18 protein-coding genes and 1 pseudogene are annotated in these 23,925 nt (G+C 42.4%); 9 read left to right on the forward strand and 10 right to left on the reverse strand.

The window, feature by feature from the left end; all coding sequences use genetic code 11:
- Window positions 1-149: 149 nt before the first annotated feature.
- Window positions 150-572 (forward strand): 50S ribosomal protein L19, encoded by a 423-nt coding sequence (gene rplS / locus IQ457_RS07885; RefSeq protein ID WP_068403752.1) that lies wholly within the window; start codon window positions 150-152, stop codon window positions 570-572.
- Between the two features lie 222 nt (window positions 573-794).
- Here the strand turns inward: rplS and IQ457_RS07890 are convergent, their stop codons facing one another.
- Complete coding sequence (locus tag IQ457_RS07890; protein WP_200662738.1) at window positions 795-1,352, reverse strand: DUF4442 domain-containing protein; 558 nt, start codon at window positions 1,350-1,352, stop codon at window positions 795-797.
- A gap of 439 nt (window positions 1,353-1,791) precedes the next feature.
- Between IQ457_RS07890 and IQ457_RS07895 the strand changes: the two genes are divergently transcribed.
- Together IQ457_RS07895 and uvrC are read left to right on the forward strand one after the other, a co-directional pair.
- Entirely contained in the window at window positions 1,792-3,315 is a 1,524-nt protein-coding gene (locus IQ457_RS07895; RefSeq protein WP_200662739.1) for a DUF3360 family protein, read from the forward strand.
- Window positions 3,316-3,501: 186 nt separating this feature from the next.
- Window positions 3,502-5,346: an excinuclease ABC subunit UvrC gene (gene uvrC, locus IQ457_RS07900; protein ID WP_200662740.1), complete on the forward strand. Its 1,845-nt coding sequence runs from the start codon at window positions 3,502-3,504 to the stop codon at window positions 5,344-5,346.
- Between the two features lie 109 nt (window positions 5,347-5,455).
- On the opposite strand, the gene IQ457_RS07905 is transcribed toward uvrC, so the two are convergent.
- From IQ457_RS07905 to IQ457_RS07930, 6 genes and pseudogenes are all read right to left on the reverse strand, one after another.
- Window positions 5,456-6,028: a dihydrofolate reductase gene (locus tag IQ457_RS07905; RefSeq protein WP_200662741.1), complete on the reverse strand. Its 573-nt coding sequence runs from the start codon at window positions 6,026-6,028 to the stop codon at window positions 5,456-5,458.
- A 48-nt stretch (window positions 6,029-6,076) separates the two neighbouring features.
- Window positions 6,077-6,190: pseudogene (locus tag IQ457_RS07910) on the reverse strand (thymidylate synthase); the annotation flags it as partial.
- 225 nt (window positions 6,191-6,415) lie between these two features.
- A complete protein-coding gene (locus IQ457_RS07915; protein WP_200662742.1) occupies window positions 6,416-8,203 on the reverse strand; it encodes a restriction endonuclease subunit S in 1,788 nt (595 codons plus the stop codon).
- 26 nt (window positions 8,204-8,229) lie between these two features.
- Complete coding sequence (locus IQ457_RS07920) at window positions 8,230-9,705, reverse strand: N-6 DNA methylase (protein ID WP_200662743.1); 1,476 nt, start codon at window positions 9,703-9,705, stop codon at window positions 8,230-8,232.
- A 107-nt stretch (window positions 9,706-9,812) separates the two neighbouring features.
- Window positions 9,813-12,239: an EcoAI/FtnUII family type I restriction enzme subunit R gene (hsdR, locus tag IQ457_RS07925; protein WP_200662752.1), complete on the reverse strand. Its 2,427-nt coding sequence runs from the start codon at window positions 12,237-12,239 to the stop codon at window positions 9,813-9,815.
- A 262-nt stretch (window positions 12,240-12,501) separates the two neighbouring features.
- Window positions 12,502-14,472 carry a hypothetical protein gene (locus IQ457_RS07930; protein WP_200662744.1) on the reverse strand — a complete coding sequence of 657 codons (1,971 nt, stop codon included), beginning with the start codon at window positions 14,470-14,472 and terminating at the stop codon, window positions 12,502-12,504.
- Between the two features lie 217 nt (window positions 14,473-14,689).
- Here IQ457_RS07930 and IQ457_RS07935 point away from each other — a divergent pair.
- A protein-coding gene (locus IQ457_RS07935; protein ID WP_242465389.1) for an IS3 family transposase occupies window positions 14,690-16,245 on the forward strand; the annotation gives its coding sequence in 2 pieces (ribosomal slippage) (window positions 14,690-15,143 and window positions 15,143-16,245; 1,557 coding nt in all).
- Window positions 16,246-16,295: 50 nt separating this feature from the next.
- Here the strand turns inward: IQ457_RS07935 and lgt are convergent.
- The 3 genes from lgt to IQ457_RS07950 form a co-directional block, all read right to left on the reverse strand.
- Window positions 16,296-17,180, reverse strand: coding sequence for a prolipoprotein diacylglyceryl transferase (lgt, locus tag IQ457_RS07940; RefSeq protein WP_011959981.1), 885 nt, complete (start codon window positions 17,178-17,180; stop codon window positions 16,296-16,298).
- Window positions 17,181-17,363: 183 nt separating this feature from the next.
- Window positions 17,364-18,836 (reverse strand): ATP-binding protein, encoded by a 1,473-nt coding sequence (locus IQ457_RS07945; RefSeq protein ID WP_011959982.1) that lies wholly within the window; start codon window positions 18,834-18,836, stop codon window positions 17,364-17,366.
- A 1-nt stretch (window position 18,837) separates the two neighbouring features.
- The gene (locus tag IQ457_RS07950; protein WP_200662745.1) at window positions 18,838-19,572 is read right to left on the reverse strand and encodes a heavy metal response regulator transcription factor; all 735 of its coding nucleotides are present in this window, start codon (window positions 19,570-19,572) and stop codon (window positions 18,838-18,840) included.
- A gap of 325 nt (window positions 19,573-19,897) precedes the next feature.
- On the opposite strand from IQ457_RS07950, the gene IQ457_RS07955 reads away from it, so the two are divergent.
- The 5 genes from IQ457_RS07955 (at window position 19,898) to IQ457_RS07975 (ending at window position 23,920) form a co-directional block, all read left to right on the forward strand.
- Complete coding sequence (locus tag IQ457_RS07955) at window positions 19,898-20,224, forward strand: hypothetical protein (protein WP_011959984.1); 327 nt, start codon at window positions 19,898-19,900, stop codon at window positions 20,222-20,224.
- 163 nt (window positions 20,225-20,387) lie between these two features.
- Window positions 20,388-20,660, forward strand: a complete 273-nt coding sequence (locus tag IQ457_RS07960) for a hypothetical protein (RefSeq protein ID WP_011959985.1) — start codon at window positions 20,388-20,390, stop codon at window positions 20,658-20,660.
- A gap of 61 nt (window positions 20,661-20,721) precedes the next feature.
- Window positions 20,722-21,315: a c-type cytochrome gene (locus tag IQ457_RS07965; protein ID WP_133104938.1), complete on the forward strand. Its 594-nt coding sequence runs from the start codon at window positions 20,722-20,724 to the stop codon at window positions 21,313-21,315.
- A 165-nt stretch (window positions 21,316-21,480) separates the two neighbouring features.
- The gene (locus IQ457_RS07970) at window positions 21,481-22,119 is read left to right on the forward strand and encodes a DUF411 domain-containing protein (protein ID WP_011959987.1); all 639 of its coding nucleotides are present in this window, start codon (window positions 21,481-21,483) and stop codon (window positions 22,117-22,119) included.
- Window positions 22,120-22,213: 94 nt separating this feature from the next.
- Window positions 22,214-23,920 carry a copper resistance system multicopper oxidase gene (locus tag IQ457_RS07975; protein ID WP_200662746.1) on the forward strand — a complete coding sequence of 569 codons (1,707 nt, stop codon included), beginning with the start codon at window positions 22,214-22,216 and terminating at the stop codon, window positions 23,918-23,920.
- Window positions 23,921-23,925 lie beyond the last annotated feature (5 nt).

A 23,925-nucleotide genomic window follows, 5' to 3' on the forward strand; every position in this document is an offset into this window, starting at 1 on the left:
AAACGTGTCATAGCATCATGGCCGTTGGTCATAACCCATTTACGTTGTAGTTATTATTAATCCAAGATATTAATAATAGCTATGATTCATTATTACAAACAGGTGATATGCGTCAAGCCTCTATTATCTAATGTGAGGAGATAACTCTCATGAGCAACAAGCATCCATTGGTTCAGGTCATCGAAAATGCGCAATTGATTGAGCGCCCAAGCTTTGCACCCGGCGATACCGTTGTGGTTCAAGTAAAAGTACGTGAAGGTGAGCGTGAGCGTTTACAGGCTTTTGAAGGCGTTGTAATTGCCAAGCGTAACCGCGGTCTAAACTCAGCGTTTACCGTACGTAAAATCTCAAGCGGTGTTGGTGTAGAACGTGCATTCCAATTGCATTCACCAATCATTGATAGCATCGAAGTGAAACGCCGTGGCGCAGTTCGCCGTGCGAAACTATACTACTTACGTGAGCGTTCTGGTAAATCAGCCCGTATCCGCGAAAAACTTGGTGCTCGTCCAGCTGCAAACAAAAAAACTGACGCTGGCGTACCTAAAGCAGTTGATACTGCTCCTGGTATTTAAGAACCAGTTTGCTTTGCCGCGCTTAGTCGTCTGATTGGACGCTCGATGTTTGGCAAAGCGAAAGTAGATACAAGCCCTTATTCATAGGTTTATTTATAAATAAGCGGGCCATACCAAAAAAGACAAAACCCCAATCTGTGCTGATGCCAGATTGGGGTTTTTGTTTCTGCCGCTTTTATTTAGGCTTTAATTGCCATCTTAATGAAGCATTTAAGCGAGATGTTAGCCCTCAATGTTGTCCACGCGGCTGGTTTGGTCTTTAGATTTGCTGTACTTACGCAAGCGAATATAAAGAGTCTTATTAACAGTAGCAACGACTTTTTGCTGCTCATCGACGATATCGACGCTGTATTCACGAAAAACGGGCTCGCCATCTTTTGCCAACTCTTGAATAGCGATTACTTCAGCACTGCTAACTTTGATGCGCGCGGTGACTTTGCTCTTACCCGGCGCGATAAATTCAATATGTGAGCTTTTATCCCACACTACGTAGCTGCTGCCCAGTTGGTGCATAAGCATCAGCATATAAAACGGATCTACCATCGAGTATAAGCTGCCACCAAACTGGGTGCCAACGATATTCTTGTTTAAATTATTTAAGCCCATGCTGACCACGCATAAACCTTGATCTAGGTTCATATGTTCAATCTTGATACCAGCGCCGATGTAGGGCGCATAAGTGTTGATACGCAGTTTAAGCAAGTAGGGCGTCAGTAATGGCATGATATTTTTTTTCGCATTACGTTTAAGCGTTTCAAGTCTTTTAGGCAGTAAATTCATCAATATTTCCTATTCCCTTTTTAGATATTGCTAGTCTGGTGGTATGAGTTATTTTTATTGTATTAAGTTAAGTATGACTGCAAGGATTGTTGCTTATAAGGTAAGTTTTCAAGCAATGAGTCATAAAAAGACGTTTATCATAGTGAAAAACCATGAAGCTCGCCAGTTTTAAAGCGTAACGAAACGGCAAGTGCGATGATAAAGCCATTATCTTGTTTGCATTCATTACCATTTTCTAAGTATCACCGATTGAGTCATAAAAAATACTTTTCATAACGATACGGATAGTATCTTTTAATGGTTAAAGCCTCGCATTATCTTTGGCGATGCCTTACAATAGCCGCATTTTGTTTTGAGCGGTTTTATTTTCCCTGTATTGGTTTACGCCGTCATAAGGTAAGTAGGATCGCGCAAACCTCAGTCGACATAAGGAAATGTGATGAGTGGTACACAGCTTCCCGCCTCAGGGTCCAATCCGCAGCAACCAATCCCTTTTGATAATGACGATTTGCAAGGCAGCTATGTAGAGTTACATAAGCCCAGCACTAGCTTTAAAAATCGTAATGCCTACCTCAATCATGAACTGCAAATTATGCAACCAAAACGTTGGCGTGCTAATTTGCCGTTCCGCGATTATCGTTTTGAGTATGAGGATACGATTCCGGCAATGGCAGCGACCATCGGTAAAGTGGTGATGGTGGGCGCCATTGCTGCAACCTTTGCTGGTCCGCTTGGTTTGGGCGATGCTTTTGTGTTAGAAAACGTGCGTTATGAATTGCTTATCGTGGCGTTTTTTGTGATTTTATTCTCAGGCTTCCTGCTACCGACTGCTAACCTTGCTGGTACGCACGGCCCACTGATTCCACTGATTCCTATCGTCGTTGCCGCGGGTGGTCACCCGATGGCCTTTGGTCTACTAATCGGTGCTTTTGGTTTGCTACTTGCCATTAGTAAAGGCGGCAGTCTGCTGGCGAACTTGACCAGTAAAGGCGTGTGCGGCGGCCTACTGCTGTATTTAGGCTTTATCGGCACCACTTCACAAGTCAAAAACCTATTTGCTTGGGCGGAAGGGATTGGTATGTCGCATATCGCCTTTGTAGTGATTCTACTGACGATTATCTTATACGCGCTGTTAGAGAATTATCAAAAACGCTGGCTGGCGGTGCCACTCAGCTGCTTGTTAGGCGGCGGAGTTGCCTTTGCGATGGGCGCGCCATTTGCCTTTAAAACCGCACCCGGCCTACCAAATATGAACCCGATGTATTGGTGGGGCGAAAATACCGGCTGGATGTTAGGCTTGCCGACTGTCGAAAGCTTTATCGTGGTGTTGCCCTTTGCGGTGTTGGCGGTGGCTATGTGGTCGCCGGATTTTTTAGGTCATCAAGTCTTTCAAAAAATAAGCTATCCAAAACGTACTGAGCGCGTGCTGATGGATATCGATGACACCATGACCAGCGCCTCTATTCGTCAGGTGGCAGGCTCTGTGCTTGGCGGCGCGAACTTTGCGTCGTCATGGGGCACCTATATTGTACCAGCGGCAATTGCGAAGCGTCCTATTCCAGCCGGTGCGGTATTAACGGGATTATTCTGTATTATTGCTGGTGTTTGGGGTTACCCCATGGATTTAGCCATTTGGGAGCCAGTAATGTGTGTGGCGCTGATTGTCGGCGTCTTTATCCCGCTACTTGAAGCGGGCATGGAGATGACTCGCGAAGGTAAAACCACGCAGTCTGCGGCGATTGTCGTCTTTGCTTCTGCCTTGGTCAATCCAGCCTTTGGTTGGTCGATTACGCTGGTACTGGATAACTTAGGCTTGATTGGTTCAAAAGAGCGCAGTGCCAGCTTAACAAAAATGAGTCGCTGGATTATTCCTGTGGTGACCTTTGTCATTTTAACCACAGTGATGGCTATCGTCGGCATGTTGCCCGGTATTCCAGCGCTTTTGCCAAACTTCCGTCACTAGATTTTTAACGTTTTCCATAAAAAGCCAGCCTCGATGCTGGCTTTTTTTATGACTTTGGTTAAGCCAGTTTTTGGCTTGCAAAATGCCTGCTGTTGCCCCATACATATGATATTACTTACGTTTTTACAGTGTGCTGTTTTTACTCTGTACTAACGTTAAAGCCCTAATTTAAGAGTCAAAAATTCTATGGTCAATGTCTCCGCATCGAGTCCCGTCGACGATAAAAAAGCCCGCCTAAAGCATTTAATCCAGCGCCTGCCAAATCTGCCAGGTGTGTATAAAATGCTGGGTAAAAATGGCGATATTCTTTATGTTGGTAAGGCCAAATCATTGAAAAGCCGCGTCAACAGCTACTTTGCCAAGACCATTGACCATCCAAAAACACGGGCACTGGTAGCACGAATTCATAATATCGAAACCATTATTACCCGTAGTGAGACCGAAGCGCTATTACTTGAGCAAAACCTGATTAAAGAGCATCGTCCGCCTTATAACGTGCTACTACGTGATGATAAATCTTACCTTTATGTGTTTATCTCTGCGGATAAGCCTTATCCAAGATTGGCTTATGGTCGCGGTAAGGGCAATCACCAAAAAGGTCGCTTTTTTGGGCCGTTTCCATCGGCTCATGCGGCGAAAGAGACGCTGGTGCTGATGCAGAAAATGTTTCAAATGCGCCAATGTACCAATACTTTTTTTAAACAGCGTAAGCGCCCGTGCCTTGAATACCAGATTAAGCGTTGCCGTGCGCCCTGCGTTGGCTTGGTGTCGCCAGAAGAATACGCCGAGGACGTTAATAATACCATTCGTTTTTTAAAAGGCGATTCAAGTGATATTCATCAGACGTTAATTAAAAAGATGGAGCGCGCAGCGGAAGCCTTAGACTTTGAAAAGGCAGTTTTTTATCGTGATCAGCTCTCTATGCTGCGCGAAGTACAAGCGAAGCAAGCCGTTTATACCGTAGAAGGTGAGGCAGATGTGATTGCAATTGCCAGTCAGGCGGGCATGACTTGCGTTAATGTGCTGACTGTGCGCGGCGGGCGCGTGCTTGGCGGTAAAAACTATTTTCCCGATATCGATAGCAGTGAGCCACTTGCCGATAATTTATCGGCGTTTATTACTTCGTTTTATTTTCAAGTAACCGATGATTTGCCAGCTGAGATTATACTCAGCCATGAGCTACCGGATCAAACAGCGGTCAACGAAGCATTGATAACCCACTTTGGCAGTAAGACGGTCATTAAAACCAACGTCCGTGAGCACCGCGCTGAATGGTTAGATTTGGCCAAACTCAATGCCAATAACGCCCTAAAAACTAAACTTGGCGATTATCTAGAATTGCATGCGCGCTTTGGCGCTTTAAAAGATGTCCTCGCCGACGTTACCGATCGAACCATTGACCGTATCGAGTGTTTTGATATCTCACATACCATGGGCGAGGCGACCATCGGTAGCTGCGTGGTCTTTGACCAAGGTGGTTCGCGTCGCCGTGATTATCGTCAGTATGCGATTCATGATATTCAAGGTGGTGATGACTATGCTGCGATGAAACAAGTGCTGACGCGGCGTTATAAGAAGCAGCCATTGCCGGATTTATTGCTGATTGATGGTGGTAAAGGTCAACTTGGTATTGCTAAAGAAGTACTCACAGAGTTGGGTATTCTTAATGATACGTTGCTCATTAGTGTGGCAAAAGGTGAAGGGCGTAAAGCAGGCTTGGAAGTATTGCACTTTATCGATCATGAGCCGCTTGATTTGCCGATGGATAGCAAAGCGCTGCATTTATTGATGCATATTCGCGATGAAGCGCATCGGTTTGCCATTACCGCGCACCGTAAAAAGCGCGATAAACGCCGTTCCTCATCGGTGCTAGAAGTCATACCGGGGCTGGGTGAAAAGCGTCGCCGTGACCTTCTTAATCATTTCGGCGGTATGCAGCAATTGCTTGGCGCATCGCAGCAGGAGCTGGCTGGCGTGCAAGGAATTGGTCCGGTATTAGCGAAAACGATTTATAAAGTGCTACATGAGTAGTTTAAGCAGTATGGGCTAAATTTAAGCTTGTGCTCATAAAGCCCAACAATAAAAAAGCTGTCTTAGAATTATCTAGGACAGCTTTTTTTATTTTAATAAACTACAGTTATTATTCGGCATTTTCTCTTTTATAAGTCACAAACCTAAAATCTAAGCCACTTTTTTCATCGTGTTTTTGCTCAGATTCTGCTACGACTACAAACTCCTTTGGCAGCTCAGGGTAAAAGGCATCGCCATCTTTAATATCAGTATCGACATGCGTCAGCTCGACGCGGTCGGTATACATCATCGCCTCACTAAAGACCCGCTCGCCGCCGATGACCCAAATCGTATCTAAGTGAGCACCATGGGCGAGACTGGCAGCTTGCGTTAAAGCATCATCCAAATTATGCACCACATGCGCATTGTCTTTGCCTACTAGGCCGCTCTTTTCGGCGTAGTCCATCTGACTGCTGATAATAAAGCTGACACGTTTTGGCAACGGCTTGCTGCCCATTGATTCAAAGGTCTTGCGCCCCATGATGACGATACCTTGAACCGCACCGCCCGTTGCTTTGGTGGTCATTTGTTTGAAATGCTGCAAATCTGCTGAGATATGCCACGGCAGCTCATTGTCCTTGCCGATACAGCGATTGCTACTAATAGCAGCGATTTGGGCGACTTGGGTATTGGCATAACTCATAATATGTCCTTATTGTTTTCATCAGTCATATGAAGTAAAAAACAGTCTTTATACCGCGACTTTTGCTTTGATAGCGGGATGTGATGCATAACCGTTTACGCTAATATCCTCAAAACGAAATGCAAAAATATCATCGACATCAGGGTTGAGCGTCAATGTCGGTAGTGCATAACACTCACATTATAACCCCTAATTTATGCACAAGACGCCTAATAACATAGCCTTAACAGCTATAATAGCATTGTGCACTTTTAATTCTGCACAATATGGGTTATACATACAAGGTTATTATACCTGATTTTAAAATATCACTGCTAATAGAAGGTCTTGTTTATTTCTTTTAGTTGTACTAAGGCATATAAAACGTGATTGCTCCAACATTAAAACTCACCCTAAAGCTCGATCAATCAACGCATCAGTAAGCTGAACTTGCGTCTCTTGAGACTGTTTTAGCCTTTCTTTTAGCTGGTCGCAAATAGCCATTAGTTCTTCAACCTTAGCAACGATACGCTGTTGTTCAGATAATGGAGGTATTGGGATTTCGAAAAGCTCCAAAACTTTTTTACTTAACCCTTCAATAGCCATCCCCACTTGTCTTTCCCAAACAATCTTCTGAAGTAAAGGAGAGCGTATACATAAATATATAAATGGGGTCATACTGTGATCGATTAGTCGAATAATCGTAACATGCTGACTAACATTTGCTTCTAGATAAGTATCAGGGAAAACAATAGACCTTCCAAGAGATGCCCCTGTTATATTGAGAAGAATGTCACCAGGATAAACAACGGTATTACTCATACGTTGATGTGTTTCGCTAGTAATATATGCAATGTCATCATTATTTAAACCTTCATTCCATACGTTTTGAGAGCGTAAAAAAGGGATTCCTTCAGAAACATAAGCGTTTTGTCCACCTCTTGGTGTACTGCCAGAACCAAGTTTTTTTATCAAATTACCTAAACGATAAAACTCCCACCCTGTTGGAGATTCAAAAGGTTTTTCATCATCAGTAAGTTCTGGCAATGGTTTTGTCTTTTTAATATCACCTTCTTTAATCAACTGCTCTTTTTCTTCCGCAATTTTTTCTAACAAAACCGAAGCAGGTTCATCGTCTGGGTTTTGTGGAACTAACTTACCCATCACCGCCAATTGCAACACAGTTTGCTTTAGAGCTTCGATGCTTTGCTCGGTGGTAAATAGGCTATCAAAATGCTCAGAAATTCTTGCCCAGTTTTGTGCCAGCTCATCAGCGTCCGCACTATCTGTCAACGTGGATAATAATACTTCTACAAGCGTCGCGTGAGCTTCGATACTAGTTTCGGTTTGCTGCTCCAGCTGATCACATAGCAGCATCAGTTCATCGACTTTAGCGACGATGCGGTGTTGTTCTGCTAAAGGGGGTACTCCTAAGATGAATGGATTTAACTTAGCCAGTGAGATATTAGCAATGTTAGTAGTTTGACTAGCAGTACCAATAATTGACTCTCTACTGGTTGGAGATCGTAAAACCACCATTAGGTAGTCAGATAGTATGTGATAAGGTCTTATTACACTTAGAAACCCACCAAATGAAGTTTTCATTTTTGGAGAGGTTTTAACTTTCGCAACTTTTCCAACTAGCTCTCTACTATTAGCCATCGACATAACAATATCAGAATCACATAAATATTGATCATCTCTCTTCACAAATTCTGGTCTTATGTAGAGAATATCTTCCCACTCTATTTCATCTTGAACATTAGATGTTCTTAAACAAGCAATTCTGCCAGGCTCGGGATGTTTTGATTTCTCACTCCCTGGAAAAGTTATTCCTCTAACAATCTCAGTAATGTCTCCAAGTCGGCAATAACTCCAGCCCTGCGGTAAATCGTATAGTATTTCATCATCACTAATATCAGGAAGTGCTTTCGCTTTTTTAATTTTACTTTTTAGAATTAGCTCAGATTTTTCAGCTGCTACTCTCTCTAGTAAAATAGATGCTGGCTCATCATTAGTATCTTGCGGTACTAGCTTGCCACGTACTGCTAACTCCAAGATCAGCTCACGTAATTTTTTAATACCATATAGCTCATACTTTTTGCTACTACCACGCCCACTATTCGATTTAGCCAATATAGCGCTGGTCCAGATATCGATATGTAGCTGCTCTGGCTTGCTGATGTCTTCACTCATCTCTAAGCTCGTCTTTACATTCATAGCTACTTGTCCTCTGTCGTGTAATCAGACAGCGCAGTACCCAGTACATCTTTTAATTGGCTGCGTAACGTATCGATGCTCTGTTGTTGCTTTGCATAGTCAGCCAGTAGCTTATTTGGGTCATAATCGATGACTTCACCTTGGTAAGGGTTTGAGATATCGAGGTTATAGTTACGCTTGATGACCTCATCAATGCTGACCTTCCAAGCGTGATCATTTTCCACACGACTGGCAAAGCCATCAGACTCATTACCCCACCAGTCAATTTCAGTTTGAAACTCTTCAAACTTCATTGGTTTGGTTTTGCTGTAGTTTTTGACGCCTTCAGGATAAGGGTGTTCATAAAACCAAATATCTTTGGTTGGCTGTCCTTTGGTAAAGAAGAGAATATTGGTCTTAATCCCTGTATAAGGGTTAAATACACCGTTTGGTAAACGTACGATGGTATGCAGATTACATTCTTCTGTCAGCATTTTCTTTAGCTTGGTTTTTACCCCTTCACCAAACAGGGTGCCATCAGGCAATACGACGGCGGCGCGACCTTTTTCTGCTAAGACCTCGATGATTAATTGTAAAAACAAGTCTGCCGTTTCGCGCGTTTGAAACTCAGCAGGGAAATTCTTTTCGATACCGTGCTCTTCAGTGCCACCAAAAGGCGGGTTGGTTACGATGACATCGATATCACTATCCCAGCTCGACAGCGGCTTATTTAGGGTGTTATCGTGGCGTATCTGTACGGGTACTTCGATGCCATGCAGCATCATATTGGTCGTACAGAGCAAATGCGGCAGTTGTTTCTTTTCAAACCCTAAAATCTGCTGCTGTAGTACTTGGTGATCTTCAGCAGTTTCAACATAGTTGTTTTTGACATGATCGAACGAACATGCCAAAAACCCACCTGTGCCACAAGCTGGATCCATAATGCGCTCACCCAGCTTTGGATCGATACGGTCAACGATGAAGCGTGTCACGGCACGAGGGGTATAAAACTCACCTGCATTGCCCGCACTTTGTAAATCACGCAGCAGTTGCTCATAAATATCACCAAACAGATGACGCTCATCTGAACGGTTAAAGTCCACTTCGTTAAGCTTATTGATTACTTGGCGTAGTAGCGTGCCGTTCTTCATGTAGTTGTAAGCATCGCTCAACCCTTGACGCACCACAAAGCCACGTGGGTTAGTATCTACTGGCGCGGTAAGGTTTTTTAGCTCAACGAATATTTCATCGTTTACGAACTCTAGTAGCTCCTCACCAGTGATACCTTCGGGATCAGCCGCCCAATTACGCCAAAGGTATTGCTCAGGGATGGGGGTCTTATAGTTTTCTTGTTCGAACTCAAGCGCTTCTTCTTGTGCATCAAATATTTTGAGAAACAATAACCATGACAATTGGCTTAAACGTTGGGCATCACCATCGACACCAGCATCTTGACGCATGATATCTTGAATAGACTTGATAACTGAACTGATTGACATGTTGTTTCTCTTTTTAATAAACGGTAGGTCTAAATATACGATAGGAATAAAACAAGCCTCAATAAGAGGCTTAGATTTATAGTTTATAGTTAATCTTTTTTAAACACTTAAGCTTGCTTAGGTGGCGGTACCCAATAGATCTCATCTTCAAGATCACTAATGGCTTGTTGATAGTCTTTTTTGCTACCAAAGCCTTCTCTGACAATTTCCATCGGACTACCTAGCTGATCGAGTGGTTTTACTTTGAGCACATTAAGACTTTCGATTTCTTCTACACCAGCATCAGCATATTTATCAAGCAAGGCGTTCAGTACTTTTTGAGCAGTATCTGAGTACTTGGTAAAGTAATTGCGCTTTTTGACTTCATTCGCACGTTCACGTCGGGTCAAGGGCGGTTGGTCATAAACCACATGACAAATCAGATCGAAAGGATCCATATCCGAGCCGATCTCTTCTTGCAATGCTTCCCAAATAATACCAGCGTTTGCCAGCTCATCAATGATGGTTTGTTTACGCTCAGTAGCGTTCCAACGCTTTATAAACTCATCCAAACTAGCAAACTGCTTGCTGAAGGTTTTGCGAGTATAGTCCTGAAAGGATTCGGTGACCAGTTTACCATCAGTATCATAGTACTGGATACGCTGAGCCATTACTTTTACAGATACGCCTTTCACATGGTATTTTTTAGCAGGCTCACTAACACCTATGTCATCACCCATACCAGCCCCTAAATCAAAGCCCCTATCATCACTCTGGGTTGTATAAGCTGGGTCGGTGCCATTGACAATATCTAGATCTGCGTCTGACTCACCATCTACCACTTCATCAAGCTCGTCGCTGCCTTCATTAATCTGCGATGGCGTCACAGTCATGATACGTTCAGGAACACCATCAAAGCGTTCATCTGCAAATAGCTCAGTCGCTTTTTTGAAGTCGAGAATCGTAAACCAAAGCTTACCGTATTTATCATTGATACGAGTGCCACGACCGATAATTTGCTTAAACTTGGTCATCGATTTGATATTTTGATCTAGCACGATTAGCTTACAGGTTTGGGCATCGACACCTGTAGTCATCAGCTCTGAAGTCGTCGCTATCACTGGATAGGGTTTTTTGGGGTTGATGAAATTATCAAGCTGCGCTTTGCCTAACTCATCATCGCCCGTAATTTTCATGACATACTTTTCGTTCTTTTTGACTTGCTCTGGATTGCAGTTAATCAGAGCACGGCGCATTCGCTCCGCATGATCAATGTCATTACAGAATACAATGGTTTTGGCCATTGGATCAGTGCGCTGAAGGTAGCTAGTGATGGTCTGTGCTACCAACTCAGTACGTTCATCAATTACTAGAGTACGATCAAAATCTTTTTGGTTATAGATACGATCCTCAATCAATTCACCATGCTTATCTGTCTGTCCTTTCGTTGGACGCCAGCCTTGCATATCGACATCGATATCAATTCGAACCACTTTATAAGGCGCTAAAAAACCATCTTCAATACCCTGTTTTAGGGTATAGGTATAGACAGGGTCCCCGAAATAATACGAATTAGAGACCTCGTCAGTCTCTTTAGGTGTCGCTGTTAAGCCTACTTGTGTGGCGCTATTAAAATACTCTAATATCTCACGCCAAGCACTGTCTTCAGCAGCACTGCCTCTGTGGCACTCGTCAATGACGATTAGGTCAAAGAAGTCTGGTGCGACCTGTTTAAAGGCTTTCTGATGCTCTTCTGGACCTGTTAACGCTTGATATAAGCCAAGATGAATCTCAAAAGCTGGATCAACGGTACGGCCTTCTATTTTGGTCATCGCAGTGCCAAAAGGCTGAAAGTCATTAACCCGAGTTTGATCGACCAAAATATTGCGGTCTGCTAAAAATAAGATACGCTTTTTTTCTCTGGCTTTCCACAGACGCCAAATGATTTGAAAGGCAGTGTAGGTTTTGCCCGTTCCTGTTGCCATCACGAGCAGGATACGATTCTGTCTGCGAGCAATGGCCTCTATGGTCTTATTAATGGCTTGTAGCTGATAGTAGCGTGGTGACTTACCACTGCCATCATCATGATAGTCTTGAATGATGATAGGCAACTGAGCTTGCGTATAGCCTTTCCACTGACAATACTTATCCCATAGCTCAGCTGGCGTTGGGAAGTCTGATAGTGAAATCTCTGTTTCGAGGGTAGTGGTATTGGTTTTATCATGAAAAATAAAGCCATCACCATTTGATGAAAACACAAACGGTACTTCGAGCAGCCCAGCATAATCAAGCGCTTGCTGCATACCTTTACCAATAGAGTGTTTATTAGCTTTGGCCTCGATAACAGCAAGCGGCAGATTAGGCTTGTGATATAAAACAATGTCAGCAGACTTGACTGTTTTACGTACTGCCATTTGACCACGGACAATAACTTTACCGTCACGAAGCTTAACCTCTTCGCGAATTTGGGTCATGTCATCCCACCCCGAGCCAATAACGGCAGGTAGAATGAATTTGCTGATAATATCAGCTTCGGATAATTCTAGTTTGTTGATACCAGCCATGGCAGTACGTTTCCTATCTAGCTAGTGTTAGTAATAGCCTATACTTTAACATATGTTCTGTATTTATAATCTACTAGACTTTAGCCATGTAGTATTTAACCACCTTTGAGATAATACTGTTTGTATATCATCGCCTATAGAAAATAATTTATAGAAGTAAATACGGGGCCTGAACTTAATATTTAAGTTATTAGCCTTAATAAGTTTATCTGCTACAGGTCTGTCTTTTTTATGTTTTATAGTGTTTTAGAGCTTAGTAAGGAGTGGTCATACTTTTCATAGAAGTATTAATATTTAAATCATCCTCAATTTTTAGTAGTGCTAAAAATATCAACTTTAAGTAAGTAAAATAAGCATTCCCATGAACATTAGTTTCATCATGACTCGCTTGTGTTCCATGTAAGTAGCTATTTCTTAAATCAAGCCCGTTAGTAAACTCACTTTTGTTTAAGCAGTAATTAAAATATGATTGCTCAGGCTTGGAAAATAGTGTCTTCTCAAACTGTACTATACCTTCAGCAGCCATTCTTTGTGCCTCCTGACGATATTCAAGCGGATAATGATAGTAGGATCCTACATCGTTATCATGCAAGTCACTGAGTATGATTAGCCTTATAGGATTTGTAACTATTATAAAGTCGTTTTCGTCAATTATTATAAAACCATTATCTATAAGATAGTTCAGCTCAGGCTGTTGATACTCTTCATAATTACTAGACTTTACCTTTTCTTTTTCTAATAAATCAAAAAAATTACTGTATCCTTTCTCTTTGAAAGGCTCTACATAATTAAGGCTTCTTTGGTCTGAAAAGAATAAGTTTAGACATTGAAGCAATATATTGTTGTTATTGTTTAAATAAATATATTTATCCTCGTTAAGGCTGGGAATGTCTCCTATCGAAGATGGAGAAGATGATATCTGTAAGAGCTCAAAATCAATATGACCTTCTTCTACAAAAATTTTGAACTGCTTTAGAGCTGACTCAAACTCCGGTGCCAACAATCTAACTTTTTCTAGAAACGTTTTTGCTGTAGGAATTGAGAATTTGGAGTTATCTGCGAAGTTGTACTTCTCTCGAAATGATTCCTCAAATACGTAATGGACTATATCTTCTAATGATGTCCCTAATTTATTTACAACTTTACTGTAAGTAGCTATTTGGGCTTGTGAGGTCATTTCAGACACTGAGAAAGCTATTCCACCTCTATATTCATTTTGTGCGCTAACGCCCATAATTCTCTCAAAAATGCCTAAATTTTTCTCATTACTTACTAGACTTATTCTATTTTGATGATCCAGATACTCAAACAGGTATTTAAAATTCGAAAACAGTGTATAAAGGTCTGTGTTATTAGTAACGTAATCTAAGCTATAAGAATAGTACAGAACATTATTATCCATGGATCCATGCTTATTATTAGCGATATTTTCTTCAAAACTTATGGACACGCCATAAGTATAATTATGCAACTCATTACCTTGTTGCAAACGCTCTGTTTCTTTTGTATACAGACGTTTAGCTTGCAACCTAGTCTTATCGGAAATCTTAAAGTCACCTCTATTTTTCAGATTCCTTATTATCTTCACATAGCTTAAGTTTACGTCACTAGAGCTTAGATAGTTCGATATCAGAAACTCTTTATCCTCAATAGTGAGGCATTTAGGAAGCAACATTTTATTTCTGTTGTACGGGTCATCAATCTCATAAATCAAAAGCAATATTTCACCAGACTTAGGATTAGCCATTAGAAAATCTTTTAGGACTAAGCCATATTTGCTAACCACATTAGGGTGAGTTAAAACAGTCTTTATCAGGTAGGGCTCTTGCAACAAAATTCTTTGAAAGACACTATTAGATACACGTTTAGCCACATTTTGGCTGTTAAAGAGTTCCCAAAATGAACTAATATAATTATGATTGGTAGTATTGAAAAAACTCTCAATATTAGTATCATCAAGGCAGGATATGAATCTACCAATAACCTGGCCATAGCAAGATACACGCTCTTGAAAGAGCTGTAATTCATCAGAACTCCAAGTAGACAGAAAAAGTCCAGCATCAAAGTACTTCTTAATATTAAAGAGTTCTATCACCTCATTGACATCCGTATACTCCGATTTAATAGGATGCTTTAAGACAGCCTCACCTTTTCTGAGCTGAGTAGTACCACCCATATCATGAATAGAGAAAAAAACCACACGGCTAGAGTCAACTGGATGCATAAGAAAACCTTTAATTAGAAGTAGGAATTTTAGTTGGCATTAAAGAAGAAAGGTTTAATGGCCTAAAAAGAAAAGAGATAATAAAGAGAGAAGAGCCTATTAGTTCTCTTTTAACACACGATAAACGGTAGCTACCCCAACACCAACCGCCTCCCCCTATGGCAGGATAGTTGTCACCCCTAAATAATAATTCCAAAGGGGACAATGAGGACACATCATGCCACGATATAGCGAAGAACGTAAACAGGCTATACTCAGCAAACTGCTACCCCCGCTGAGCCTAAGTGTTGCCGAGATTTCAAGAAGTGAAGGCATCGGATTACAGACCCTGTATAATTGGCGTGCCCAAGCTAGAGAACAAGGTCACCCCATACCAACGAACCATAAAACCCCTGATGACTGGTCAAGCGAAACCAAGCTTGCCACCATTATAGAGACGGCCACCCTAAGCGAGAGTGAACTTAGCGAATACTGCCGCAGCAAAGGCCTATATGTTGAGCAAATCAAAGCGTGGCGTACTGACGCCTTACAAGGCTTTAGCAGCAGCAAACAACAAAGCCTGAAAGACAAGCGTCAGCAGCAGAGCGATCGCAAACAGATCAAACAACTCACCCGAGAGCTTGCTCGAAAAGAAAAGGCTTTAGCTGAAACTGCCGCCTTACTGGTATTGCGAAAAAAGTTGGAAGCGTTTTGGGAGGAGCACGAGGACGACTGACCTTGCTCCCTAAGCGCAAGCAATACATAGACTGGATACAAGAGGCCAATCACTCAGGAGCCAGACTTAACCTTGCCTGTATTGAAGTTGGTATTAGCATCCGCACCTATCGGCGCTGGTACCGCGCAGGTCACGTGAATGGTGATAAACGGTGTGACGCCGTGCGCCAAGCTCCTAAGAATAAACTGAGCGCCTCTGAACAAGCCGCCATCCTAGCCGTGTGCAATCAGCCCCGCCTTGCCAGTCTGCCGCCCACCCAAATTGTACCGACCCTGCTTGATGAGGGGATATATCATGGCTCAGAGTCTACCTTTTATCGGGTGCTGAGGCAGCATGAGCAATTGGCTCACCGCGGTCGTGCACTTGCCCCTAAAGCCTCAAGCGCCCCAAAGACCTTTACTGCCACTGGCCCTTGCCAAGTGTTCTGCTGGGATATCACCTATCTGCCAAGTCCGGTACGGGGGCAGTTCTATTATTTGTACATGATAGAGGATGTCTATAGCCGTAAAATTGTTGGCTGGGAGGTTTATGACCACGAGTCAGGTGTACTGGCAGCTCAGCTGCTTGAGCGTACTTTAATCAGTGAGAATGCATTGCACACTGAGGTGGTGCTACACTCAGACAATGGGGCACCGATGAAAGCTCAAACCATGCGCATGAAAGCGTATGAGCTTGGGGTACTCACCTCTTACAGCAGACCGCGTGTCAGTAATGACAACCCGTTTGCAGAGTCTTTATTTAAAACCTGCAAGTATCGCCCTAATTGGCCTATCGATGGCTTTAAGAGCTTAGATGCGGCAAGACGATGGATGCTGAGCTTCACGCGCTGGTACAACAATGAGCATAAGCACAGTCAGCTGAACTTTGTGACGCCCAATCAGCGCCATACGGGTGAGGATAAGGAAGTACTGGCGAAGCGTCTGCTCACGATGCAGCGCGCTAAAGATGAAAACCCGATACGCTGGGGAACTCAGGAGGTGAGGAACTGCGAGCCTGTAGGGCCAACAACGCTAAATCCTGTAAAAGAGCAACAACAGCAAAGATTACAAGCCGCTTAATTTAGCTTGATGGTGACAACTACCTTGAAAAACTCCGTCGACACTTATTTCTAATATGCAGACTGCTTACCCCAATCATAAATACCGCGTTTGTAAGCATAAATCAGCATGATTAAGCCGGCGATAATCATCGGCGCGCTTAAGATTTGCCCTTTGGTCATCCAACCTAATAATATGAATCCTTGGTCAGCATCTGGCTGGCGGAAGAATTCAATGATAAAGCGGCTGATGCCATAGCCTAGTAAGAATACAGCGGAGGCGGCCATACGTGGACGTGGTTTTGATGAATACCACCATAAGAATATAAATAGCAGCAGACCTTCGGCAAAGGCTTCATATAGCTGTGATGGATGACGAGGCAATATGTATTGACCATTGACTTCAATCATCAATTCTTGCAATTGTGGATTGCTCTGTAATTGCTCCATATCAAACGCCGCGGCTTGCGGAAAGTAGGTCAGCCAGTTATAGCCACCGTCTGAGACGCGACCCCATAATTCGCCATTGATATAGTTGCCGATACGCCCAAACAGTAAGCCGGTTGGTACACAAGGAACGATAAAATCGAATACTTGAAAGGTAGTCTTTTTATATTTACGGGCAAAGAACCACATACCTAGCATGACGCCGATAAAGCCGCCGTGGAAAGACATACCGCCTTCCCAGACTTTTAATATATAGGCAGGGTTTTGGAGTAATTCACCGAACTGATAAAACAGCACATAGCCAATACGACCGCCTAAGATGACACCAAGCGCGCCATAAAAGACTAAGTCAGAGACCATGTCGGTGGTCCAATTGTCGCGTTTGGTACTGCGATACCAAGCCAAACCGTAAGCGGCAGCAAAGGCTAGCAAATACATTAGCCCATACCAGTGCACTTCCAATGGACCCAAGGAAAGCGCTACGGGATCATACTGAGGATGAATCATCATAAAGGCATCATAATTATTGGTAATAGAATGTATGAAATAGGCTTATATAAGAAATTTTTTGTCCAACAATTGAAAAGTACAACTATCGCAAGTCAGAATCTCATCTTATGGATAGAGAGACCTTCCAAGTAAACTCGCCTTCGATCTAATCTGAGCGATTCATAGACAGTATGAAGGTATTTACTACCTGGCAATCAACAACTTTACAGCAACCTCAAAAAGACACTCATCTTTGATAGTAATACTAACTTTGCCATTATGAGCATTGGCGATAGCTTGCACAATAGATAAGCCTAAGCCTGTTCCTGAATGCATCGTATTCGTTTTATCATGACGATAGAATCGCTCAAACAGTTTATCGGCTTCAATCTGATTTAATGGTTTGTCTAGACGGTTGGTCATAGTTATTCTTAACCAGAGCTGCTCTGGGGATTGAATATCGTCTTTTGGCGCATTAAGCGAGGTGCTTGAAGTGAGGACAGTAGCGGATATCATAATAGTGCTATTACTAGCCGCATAATAAATCGCATTTGACATCAGGTTGGCAAACAGCCGTTGCAATAAGCCTTTATCACCTAGTACTGTTTTAAAATCACCCGATTTTTCAAAGATTATCTCACGATCCTCAGCAATCATCTCATAATAATCTATAAGCTTTGTGATCAAGCTCTCTATATCGACATGACTGATTTGCGAATCACTCAGCTCTTTTTGAGTTTTTGCCAGTAATAACATATCGTTAATCATGGCGGATAACTGCTTTAACGTATCATGCTGATGATGCAATTGCTCAATGTATTCGTCGCTTTCTCTTGGCTTAGTTAACATGACTTGCGTTTGCGTACTCAGCGTCGCTATTGGCGTACGTAGCTCATGGGCGATATTGTCTGAAAACCGTGATAATGATTCAAAGTTACTTTCAAGCTTGACCATCATAGAATTATAAGACTCCGTTAGTGGACGTAATTCTAACGGCATATCGCCAACCACAATTCTTTCATCTAACCTTTGAAGATTAATGCCTTTCATCTTTTGTACGATAGTAGCTAGGGGAGCAAAACCCCAGTGTACACTTAGTGCTGCTACTGAAACCAATAATAAGGTAATGGCGATAAGTATCAAGCTCAGCTGGCGATTAAACTGGATAAGATATTGATGATGCACATCGATAGGTAGAGCAATAAATGCCAAAACCTCTTGATGTGTAATGATAATGGCTCGGTAATGCCTATTATTTATCTTGATCATAAACTGCTGATCGCGATAGTCCTGCAATAGTTGTAACAAGCTAAAATCTGCCGGTAGATCATTGATGAAATTACTGGGATCGCTGGACAATAAATTGCCGTTTTTGTCTGATATTAACGTTTTTAAATCATAGTCTAACCAAGAAGAATGTAGATGATTGGCATCAATTAGCGCTTGCGACTTTGACACTGTAAAAGGTTCTATGTGATCGTTAAAATTCACCATGCGTTTACGCAGGTTAAAAGCTGCATGGGTAATAATCTCTGAGTCCATTTGCTCAAAGTGCTCGTTAACAGAGCGCTGAACCCATATATAAATAACAACTTGAGAGATAACAACAAATATTGTCAGTAAAAAAACAGTACGCCATAACAAAGGCCAGCGTCGATTCTTAAATTTATCTCTCATTTTATTTTAGATCATCTTTGTTGGTGTCATCGTCGCCCATGCTACTGTCTGCTCCGACATTCAGTGGCTCTAATCGATAGCCCATACCGCGTACTGTGTGAATCAGCTTTATATCAAATCCATCATCAATTTTTATCCGCAAGCGCCTTATAGCCACGTCAATGACATTCGTATCACTGTCAAAGTTTATATCCCATACTTGCGAGGCGATCACAGTGCGCGGCAGTACCTCACCTTGACGTTCTAAGAAAAGTTGTAATAAAGCAAATTCTTTAGCAGTCAATTTTATGTTGGTATCGCCTCTATGAACGGTGCGTTTGGCAATATCCATTTTCAGATCAGCTATGTGTATGACCGAGCTTTTATAATCAGATTGATTGGCACGGCGCAATAGGCTTTTTATTCTAACAATCAGTTCAGCAAAAGCAAAAGGCTTGGTCAGATAATCATCGCCACCAATTTCAATGCCCTTAATCCGATCGCTTAAATCATCTTTAGCGGTTAAAAATAAAACAGGCGTATGCTTTCCAGCAGCACGGTAGCGCTGTATCAGCTCAAAGCCGCTGACGTCAGGCAGCATCACATCCATCACCACCACACTAAAATCTTCAGTCATTAACGCATGATAGCCATCTAAACCTGTCATGTGATGATCCACGATGAAACCGGCCTCAGTTAAGCCTTTCTTAATATATTCTCCAAGGTTTTTCTCATCTTCTACTAACAGTACTTTCATCGTTGCTTACCTTTATATCATTATAGTTGTCAACAGCGTATCACTAACATTGTTAGCTTATCAGCCATATATTTATCAGGAACCCTTGTTATAACAGTGTTCTTTGGATAGAGACAGATGCTGGTATTTGGTTTTAATGACAAGAAGATGACAATATTATGCTGTTCCTAACGAACATGTAATATCCGTGTCATCTAGCTGTCAGCCACCATTTAGTATTCTAAATCAACTCCGCATATTGGCTTGTCTCTGATACAGACTGCCTCTACGAGTAAAGCAATTATCCTACTTAAACAGTTTGTTATTTATCTTTAAAGGGTCTTATATGAAAAATTATAGTTCATTAAAAAAAGCAGCTTTGCTTTCAGTATCGATGTTAGTGGGCATGTCAGCGGCCAATGCGCATACCACAAACTTAGATGCTTCTGTTCTCGGTAATTGTGATGCGCTCACTAGTTTTGCAAGAAACGCAGATCATAATGATGCACAAATGTCCAAAGAGCAAAAGAAAAGTTATGTCGACGCCAGAGTGGCTTGTCAGGTTCAACATCAAGATCAACATTTGCAGTCTGAAAAGTATTTTGTAAAAAAATATGGTAGCGATCGTGATAGAAATGCTGAAGCCATATTAAATGAATATATCGCGCATTAGAATCTAAAACAGTGAGAATGACAGCATTGTAATCTAAAGCAGTGAGAATGACAGCATTGTAATCTTAACGTCATCTACCAGTCAGAATGATTAATGTATCATTTAGGCTGGTTTAACAGCTATTGAACTCAATAGCCTTTAATCCAAACAATAGGAGTTAATCATGTCACAATTTAAATTACTGTCTAAATCAATCGCAATGACGGCCATCGCTCTTGTCGTATCGACCTCAGCTATGGCGCATGACCCTAAAATGCATGCTGAAAAAGATCAAATGAACTGTGAAAAAATGCAAAAGCATATGGATATGATGGGAAAAATGGATCATAGCAAGATGGACATGAGCGATCCTGCCATGAAAGCGATGATGGCTAACATGGGTAAAATGAAGCAAATGTACCAAAAACACTGCGTTACTAACGACAGTAAATCTTAAAAATTTTAGCTCTGTTAAATAGCAGTCAACACTTAACGGAAATAAATTGTTAGGAAAACATATGAAATTTTTATTGGGTGCGCTCTTTACCGTATTTGTGGCAATCGTTAGCGTGTTTGCGGTTGTTACTAGTGGCGTTGTCAATGTGGGAGCTGACCAAGAGCATAGCCCAATGATGTTTAGCTTTTTAGAAACTGCTCGCAATCGTTCCATAGAAAATGCCAGTAAAGATATTGTGGTACCAGATTTAGAGAAGGTTGAGCTAATCAGTTCTGGTGGCGCGGACTATAAGGATATGTGTGCAGGCTGTCACTTGTCTCCGGGAGTGGCACAAACTGACTTTAGTGAGGGCTTATATCCAAAGCCGCCCAACTTTACCAAGGCTGATATTGTCAAACGTTATCAAACAGAAGACGGTGCAAAGCAAAGCTTTTGGGCAATCAAGCACGGTATTATGGCATCTGGAATGCCTGCGTGGGGCGCGTCCCATGATGACGCTAGAATGTGGGCAATGGTTGCTTTTATCAGATCGTTACCTGAATTAGATGAAGCTCAGTACACGATGCTAACCACTAGGATAGATGGCGATATGATGGACATGTCATTTGATGGTGATATGAATATGTCGGATGATGGATCTGGAATGCAGCATTAATACTTTCTAGATATGAAAGCCTCCTAACTCACGGTTGTCGCTATCACCAATGTAGTACTGAACAGTGCTGCATTTAATGTTTTTAGTTAAGTACATAAGAATTCAAATATAGGGTGTAAGTTTTTAGAATAGCGAGCATAACAATAGACGTTTAGGAGTAATTTAATGAGACATTACACACATGTGCTTTCTAATGGACATAGCTGGTTATCCGGTCGTGTCCTTTTATTGGTGGTGACATCGTCACTCTCGTTAACGCTAGCCGCTTGCAGCCAATCTAATACCAGTGGCTCTGATTCTCAACCAGTAAAGGTTGAACAGTCTGCTACCCAGAATGCACAAGTACAAAATGAAAGTTCTGCTCCTACAAATGCTCCCGTTAACAGCTCGTCATCATTACTCAAAAACGTCTCAGCCACGGTTTATAAAGATGCCAACTGCGGCTGCTGTAAAGAATGGGTAGGCTATGCAAAAAACAATGGATTAAGTGCAACCACGCACGATGTGGAAGATCTATCCTTATTTAAGGAGCGTTATGGCGTACCACAGCAAATGCGCTCTTGTCATACCACCGTTACCACCGACGGTTTTGTCTTTGAAGGGCATGTCCCTGCTAAACACATGGCTGAATTCTTAGCAAATCCTCCTGCACAAGCTATTGGACTTGCCGTACCGAGTATGCCGGTTGGTAGCCCCGGTATGGAGTATGAAGGTAAATTCATGCCTTATAAGGTAATGCAGCTTAATAAAGACGGCACCACAGAAGTCTATGCTGCTATTGAGTCTCCTCAGCAGCAGCTGTAGTGTTGGCTTAGATGTGAATAGATTCTGTTAAATATCGAAAATGTTATAACTATAAGCTTAACCACCATCTCTCAAATTAAATCAGGTTATCATTATGAATAAAAAGAACATACTGAACCGCCGACGTTTTTTAACCGGATCCTCTGCTGTCCTTGGTGCCTCCTTGATGCCGACTATTGCTAGTAGCGCATTGGGACAATCGAGTCGCTCAGGCAGTCAGGGCGCTACTATTAACAGTGATAAACCCGATCATAAAGTACCCATACTGACAGGCAAAGAGTTTGATCTTTATGTCAGCAAAAAACCCATCATTGTTGATGGCAAGTCAAGCACGGCGACGCTCATTAATGACTCATTACCAGCGCCAACGCTAAAAATGCGCGAGGGCGATACGGTAGTGATACGTGTTCATAATCAGATGGATGAATCAACCTCTATCCATTGGCATGGACTACTAGTACCGTTTGAGATGGACGGGGTGCCGGGCATTAGCTTTGATGGTATTCCTGCGCACAGCACCTTTACTTATAAATTCAAATTAAAACAATCAGGCACTTATTGGTATCACTCACACAGTGGGTTCCAAGAACAAACCGGTATGCTGGGTGCCATTGTGATTGAACCTAAAGGGCGTGAGCGTCATCCTATCGACGAAGACCATGTGATCGTGCTTAGTGATTGGACCAGCCGCAACCCGCATAATCTCTTGAAGCTGCTCAAACAGCGCGCCGACTTTGATAACTACCATCTACCAGACTTCAAAAAACTGCTTGCTGATATTGCCGAAACGGATATGAAAACCGCGTTTGATAAGCGCAAAATGTGGAATCAGATGCGCATGATGCCCACTGATTTTACGGACTTGTCGGGTGAAAACACATTTACCTACCTTATCAATGGCAAAACGACCGCAGCTAATTGGGCGCAAATCGTCAAAGCAGGACAGCGCGTTAAATTACGCTTTATCAATGCCTCAGCGCAAACCATCTTTGATGTACGCATACCCGGTCTTAAAATGACAGTCGTCTCAACGGATGGTAATGATGTCGCACCAGTCGCTATTGATGATTTTCGTATTGGCGTGGCTGAGACCTATGATGTCATTGTCACCCCGACCAAAGATGCGCATACCATATTTGCCCAAAACATAGACCGTTCGGGCTATGTCGCAGCAACGCTTGCCACCAAAGAAGGTGCTCGTGCGGCAACGCCTGCTATGGACAAAATTGAATGGCTCACCATGGCAGATATGATGGGTGCTATGGGTGCTAATGGTTATAAAGCTAAGCACGCTAAAACAGAATATGACTTTAAGTCTGATATGCGTGTGGACAGTCCACGTATGAACCTTGACGATCCAGGTATCAACCTGCGCAATATTAATAGAGAGGTATTGAATTATAGTCAGCTACGCTCTGTCGATGAGGCAATATTTGCGGAGCAGCGCAAGCCTACCCGAGAGATCGAGCTACATTTAACCGGTAACATGGAGCGCTATATTTGGGCGTTTGATGGGGTTAAGTTCAGTGAGGCCACGCCGGTCAATATCAAGCCGGGTGAGCGCGTGCGTATTACCTTAGTCAATGACACGATGATGAATCATCCGATGCATTTACATGGGATGTGGAGCGATTTGCGCATGCCTAACGGTGAGTTTCAGGTGCGCAAGCATACTATGATGGTGCAACCAGCTCAAAAAATTAGCTTTGATGTCACAGGAGAAGCTGGTCGATGGGCATGGCATTGTCATCTGCTCTATCATATGGAAGCCGGTATGTTCAGAGAAGTGGCGGTCGTTTAAGCAAA

Source organism: Psychrobacter sp. M9-54-1 (assembly GCF_016613355.1).
GTDB lineage: Bacteria > Pseudomonadota > Gammaproteobacteria > Pseudomonadales > Moraxellaceae > Psychrobacter > Psychrobacter faecalis.

What these genes read in the sequence shown, in the direction of transcription:
- IQ457_RS07945 (WP_011959982.1), bottom strand. Translation starts at nt 18,836, where the DNA reads ATGAGAGATAAATTTAAGAATCGACGCTGGCCTTTGTTATGGCGTACT.
- IQ457_RS07965 (WP_133104938.1), top strand. Translation starts at nt 20,722, where the DNA reads ATGAAATTTTTATTGGGTGCGCTCTTTACCGTATTTGTGGCAATCGTT.
- lgt (WP_011959981.1), bottom strand. Translation starts at nt 17,180, where the DNA reads ATGATGATTCATCCTCAGTATGATCCCGTAGCGCTTTCCTTGGGTCCA.
- IQ457_RS07905 (WP_200662741.1), bottom strand. Translation starts at nt 6,028, where the DNA reads ATGAGTTATGCCAATACCCAAGTCGCCCAAATCGCTGCTATTAGTAGC.
- IQ457_RS07960 (WP_011959985.1), top strand. Translation starts at nt 20,388, where the DNA reads ATGTCACAATTTAAATTACTGTCTAAATCAATCGCAATGACGGCCATC.
- IQ457_RS07955 (WP_011959984.1), top strand. Translation starts at nt 19,898, where the DNA reads ATGAAAAATTATAGTTCATTAAAAAAAGCAGCTTTGCTTTCAGTATCG.
- IQ457_RS07915 (WP_200662742.1), bottom strand. Translation starts at nt 8,203, where the DNA reads ATGAGTGAAGACATCAGCAAGCCAGAGCAGCTACATATCGATATCTGG.
- IQ457_RS07970 (WP_011959987.1), top strand. Translation starts at nt 21,481, where the DNA reads ATGAGACATTACACACATGTGCTTTCTAATGGACATAGCTGGTTATCC.
- IQ457_RS07895 (WP_200662739.1), top strand. Translation starts at nt 1,792, where the DNA reads ATGAGTGGTACACAGCTTCCCGCCTCAGGGTCCAATCCGCAGCAACCA.
- IQ457_RS07975 (WP_200662746.1), top strand. Translation starts at nt 22,214, where the DNA reads ATGAATAAAAAGAACATACTGAACCGCCGACGTTTTTTAACCGGATCC.
- uvrC (WP_200662740.1), top strand. Translation starts at nt 3,502, where the DNA reads ATGGTCAATGTCTCCGCATCGAGTCCCGTCGACGATAAAAAAGCCCGC.
- IQ457_RS07890 (WP_200662738.1), bottom strand. Translation starts at nt 1,352, where the DNA reads ATGAATTTACTGCCTAAAAGACTTGAAACGCTTAAACGTAATGCGAAA.
- IQ457_RS07930 (WP_200662744.1), bottom strand. Translation starts at nt 14,472, where the DNA reads ATGCATCCAGTTGACTCTAGCCGTGTGGTTTTTTTCTCTATTCATGAT.
- IQ457_RS07950 (WP_200662745.1), bottom strand. Translation starts at nt 19,572, where the DNA reads ATGAAAGTACTGTTAGTAGAAGATGAGAAAAACCTTGGAGAATATATT.
- IQ457_RS07920 (WP_200662743.1), bottom strand. Translation starts at nt 9,705, where the DNA reads ATGTCAATCAGTTCAGTTATCAAGTCTATTCAAGATATCATGCGTCAA.
- rplS (WP_068403752.1), top strand. Translation starts at nt 150, where the DNA reads ATGAGCAACAAGCATCCATTGGTTCAGGTCATCGAAAATGCGCAATTG.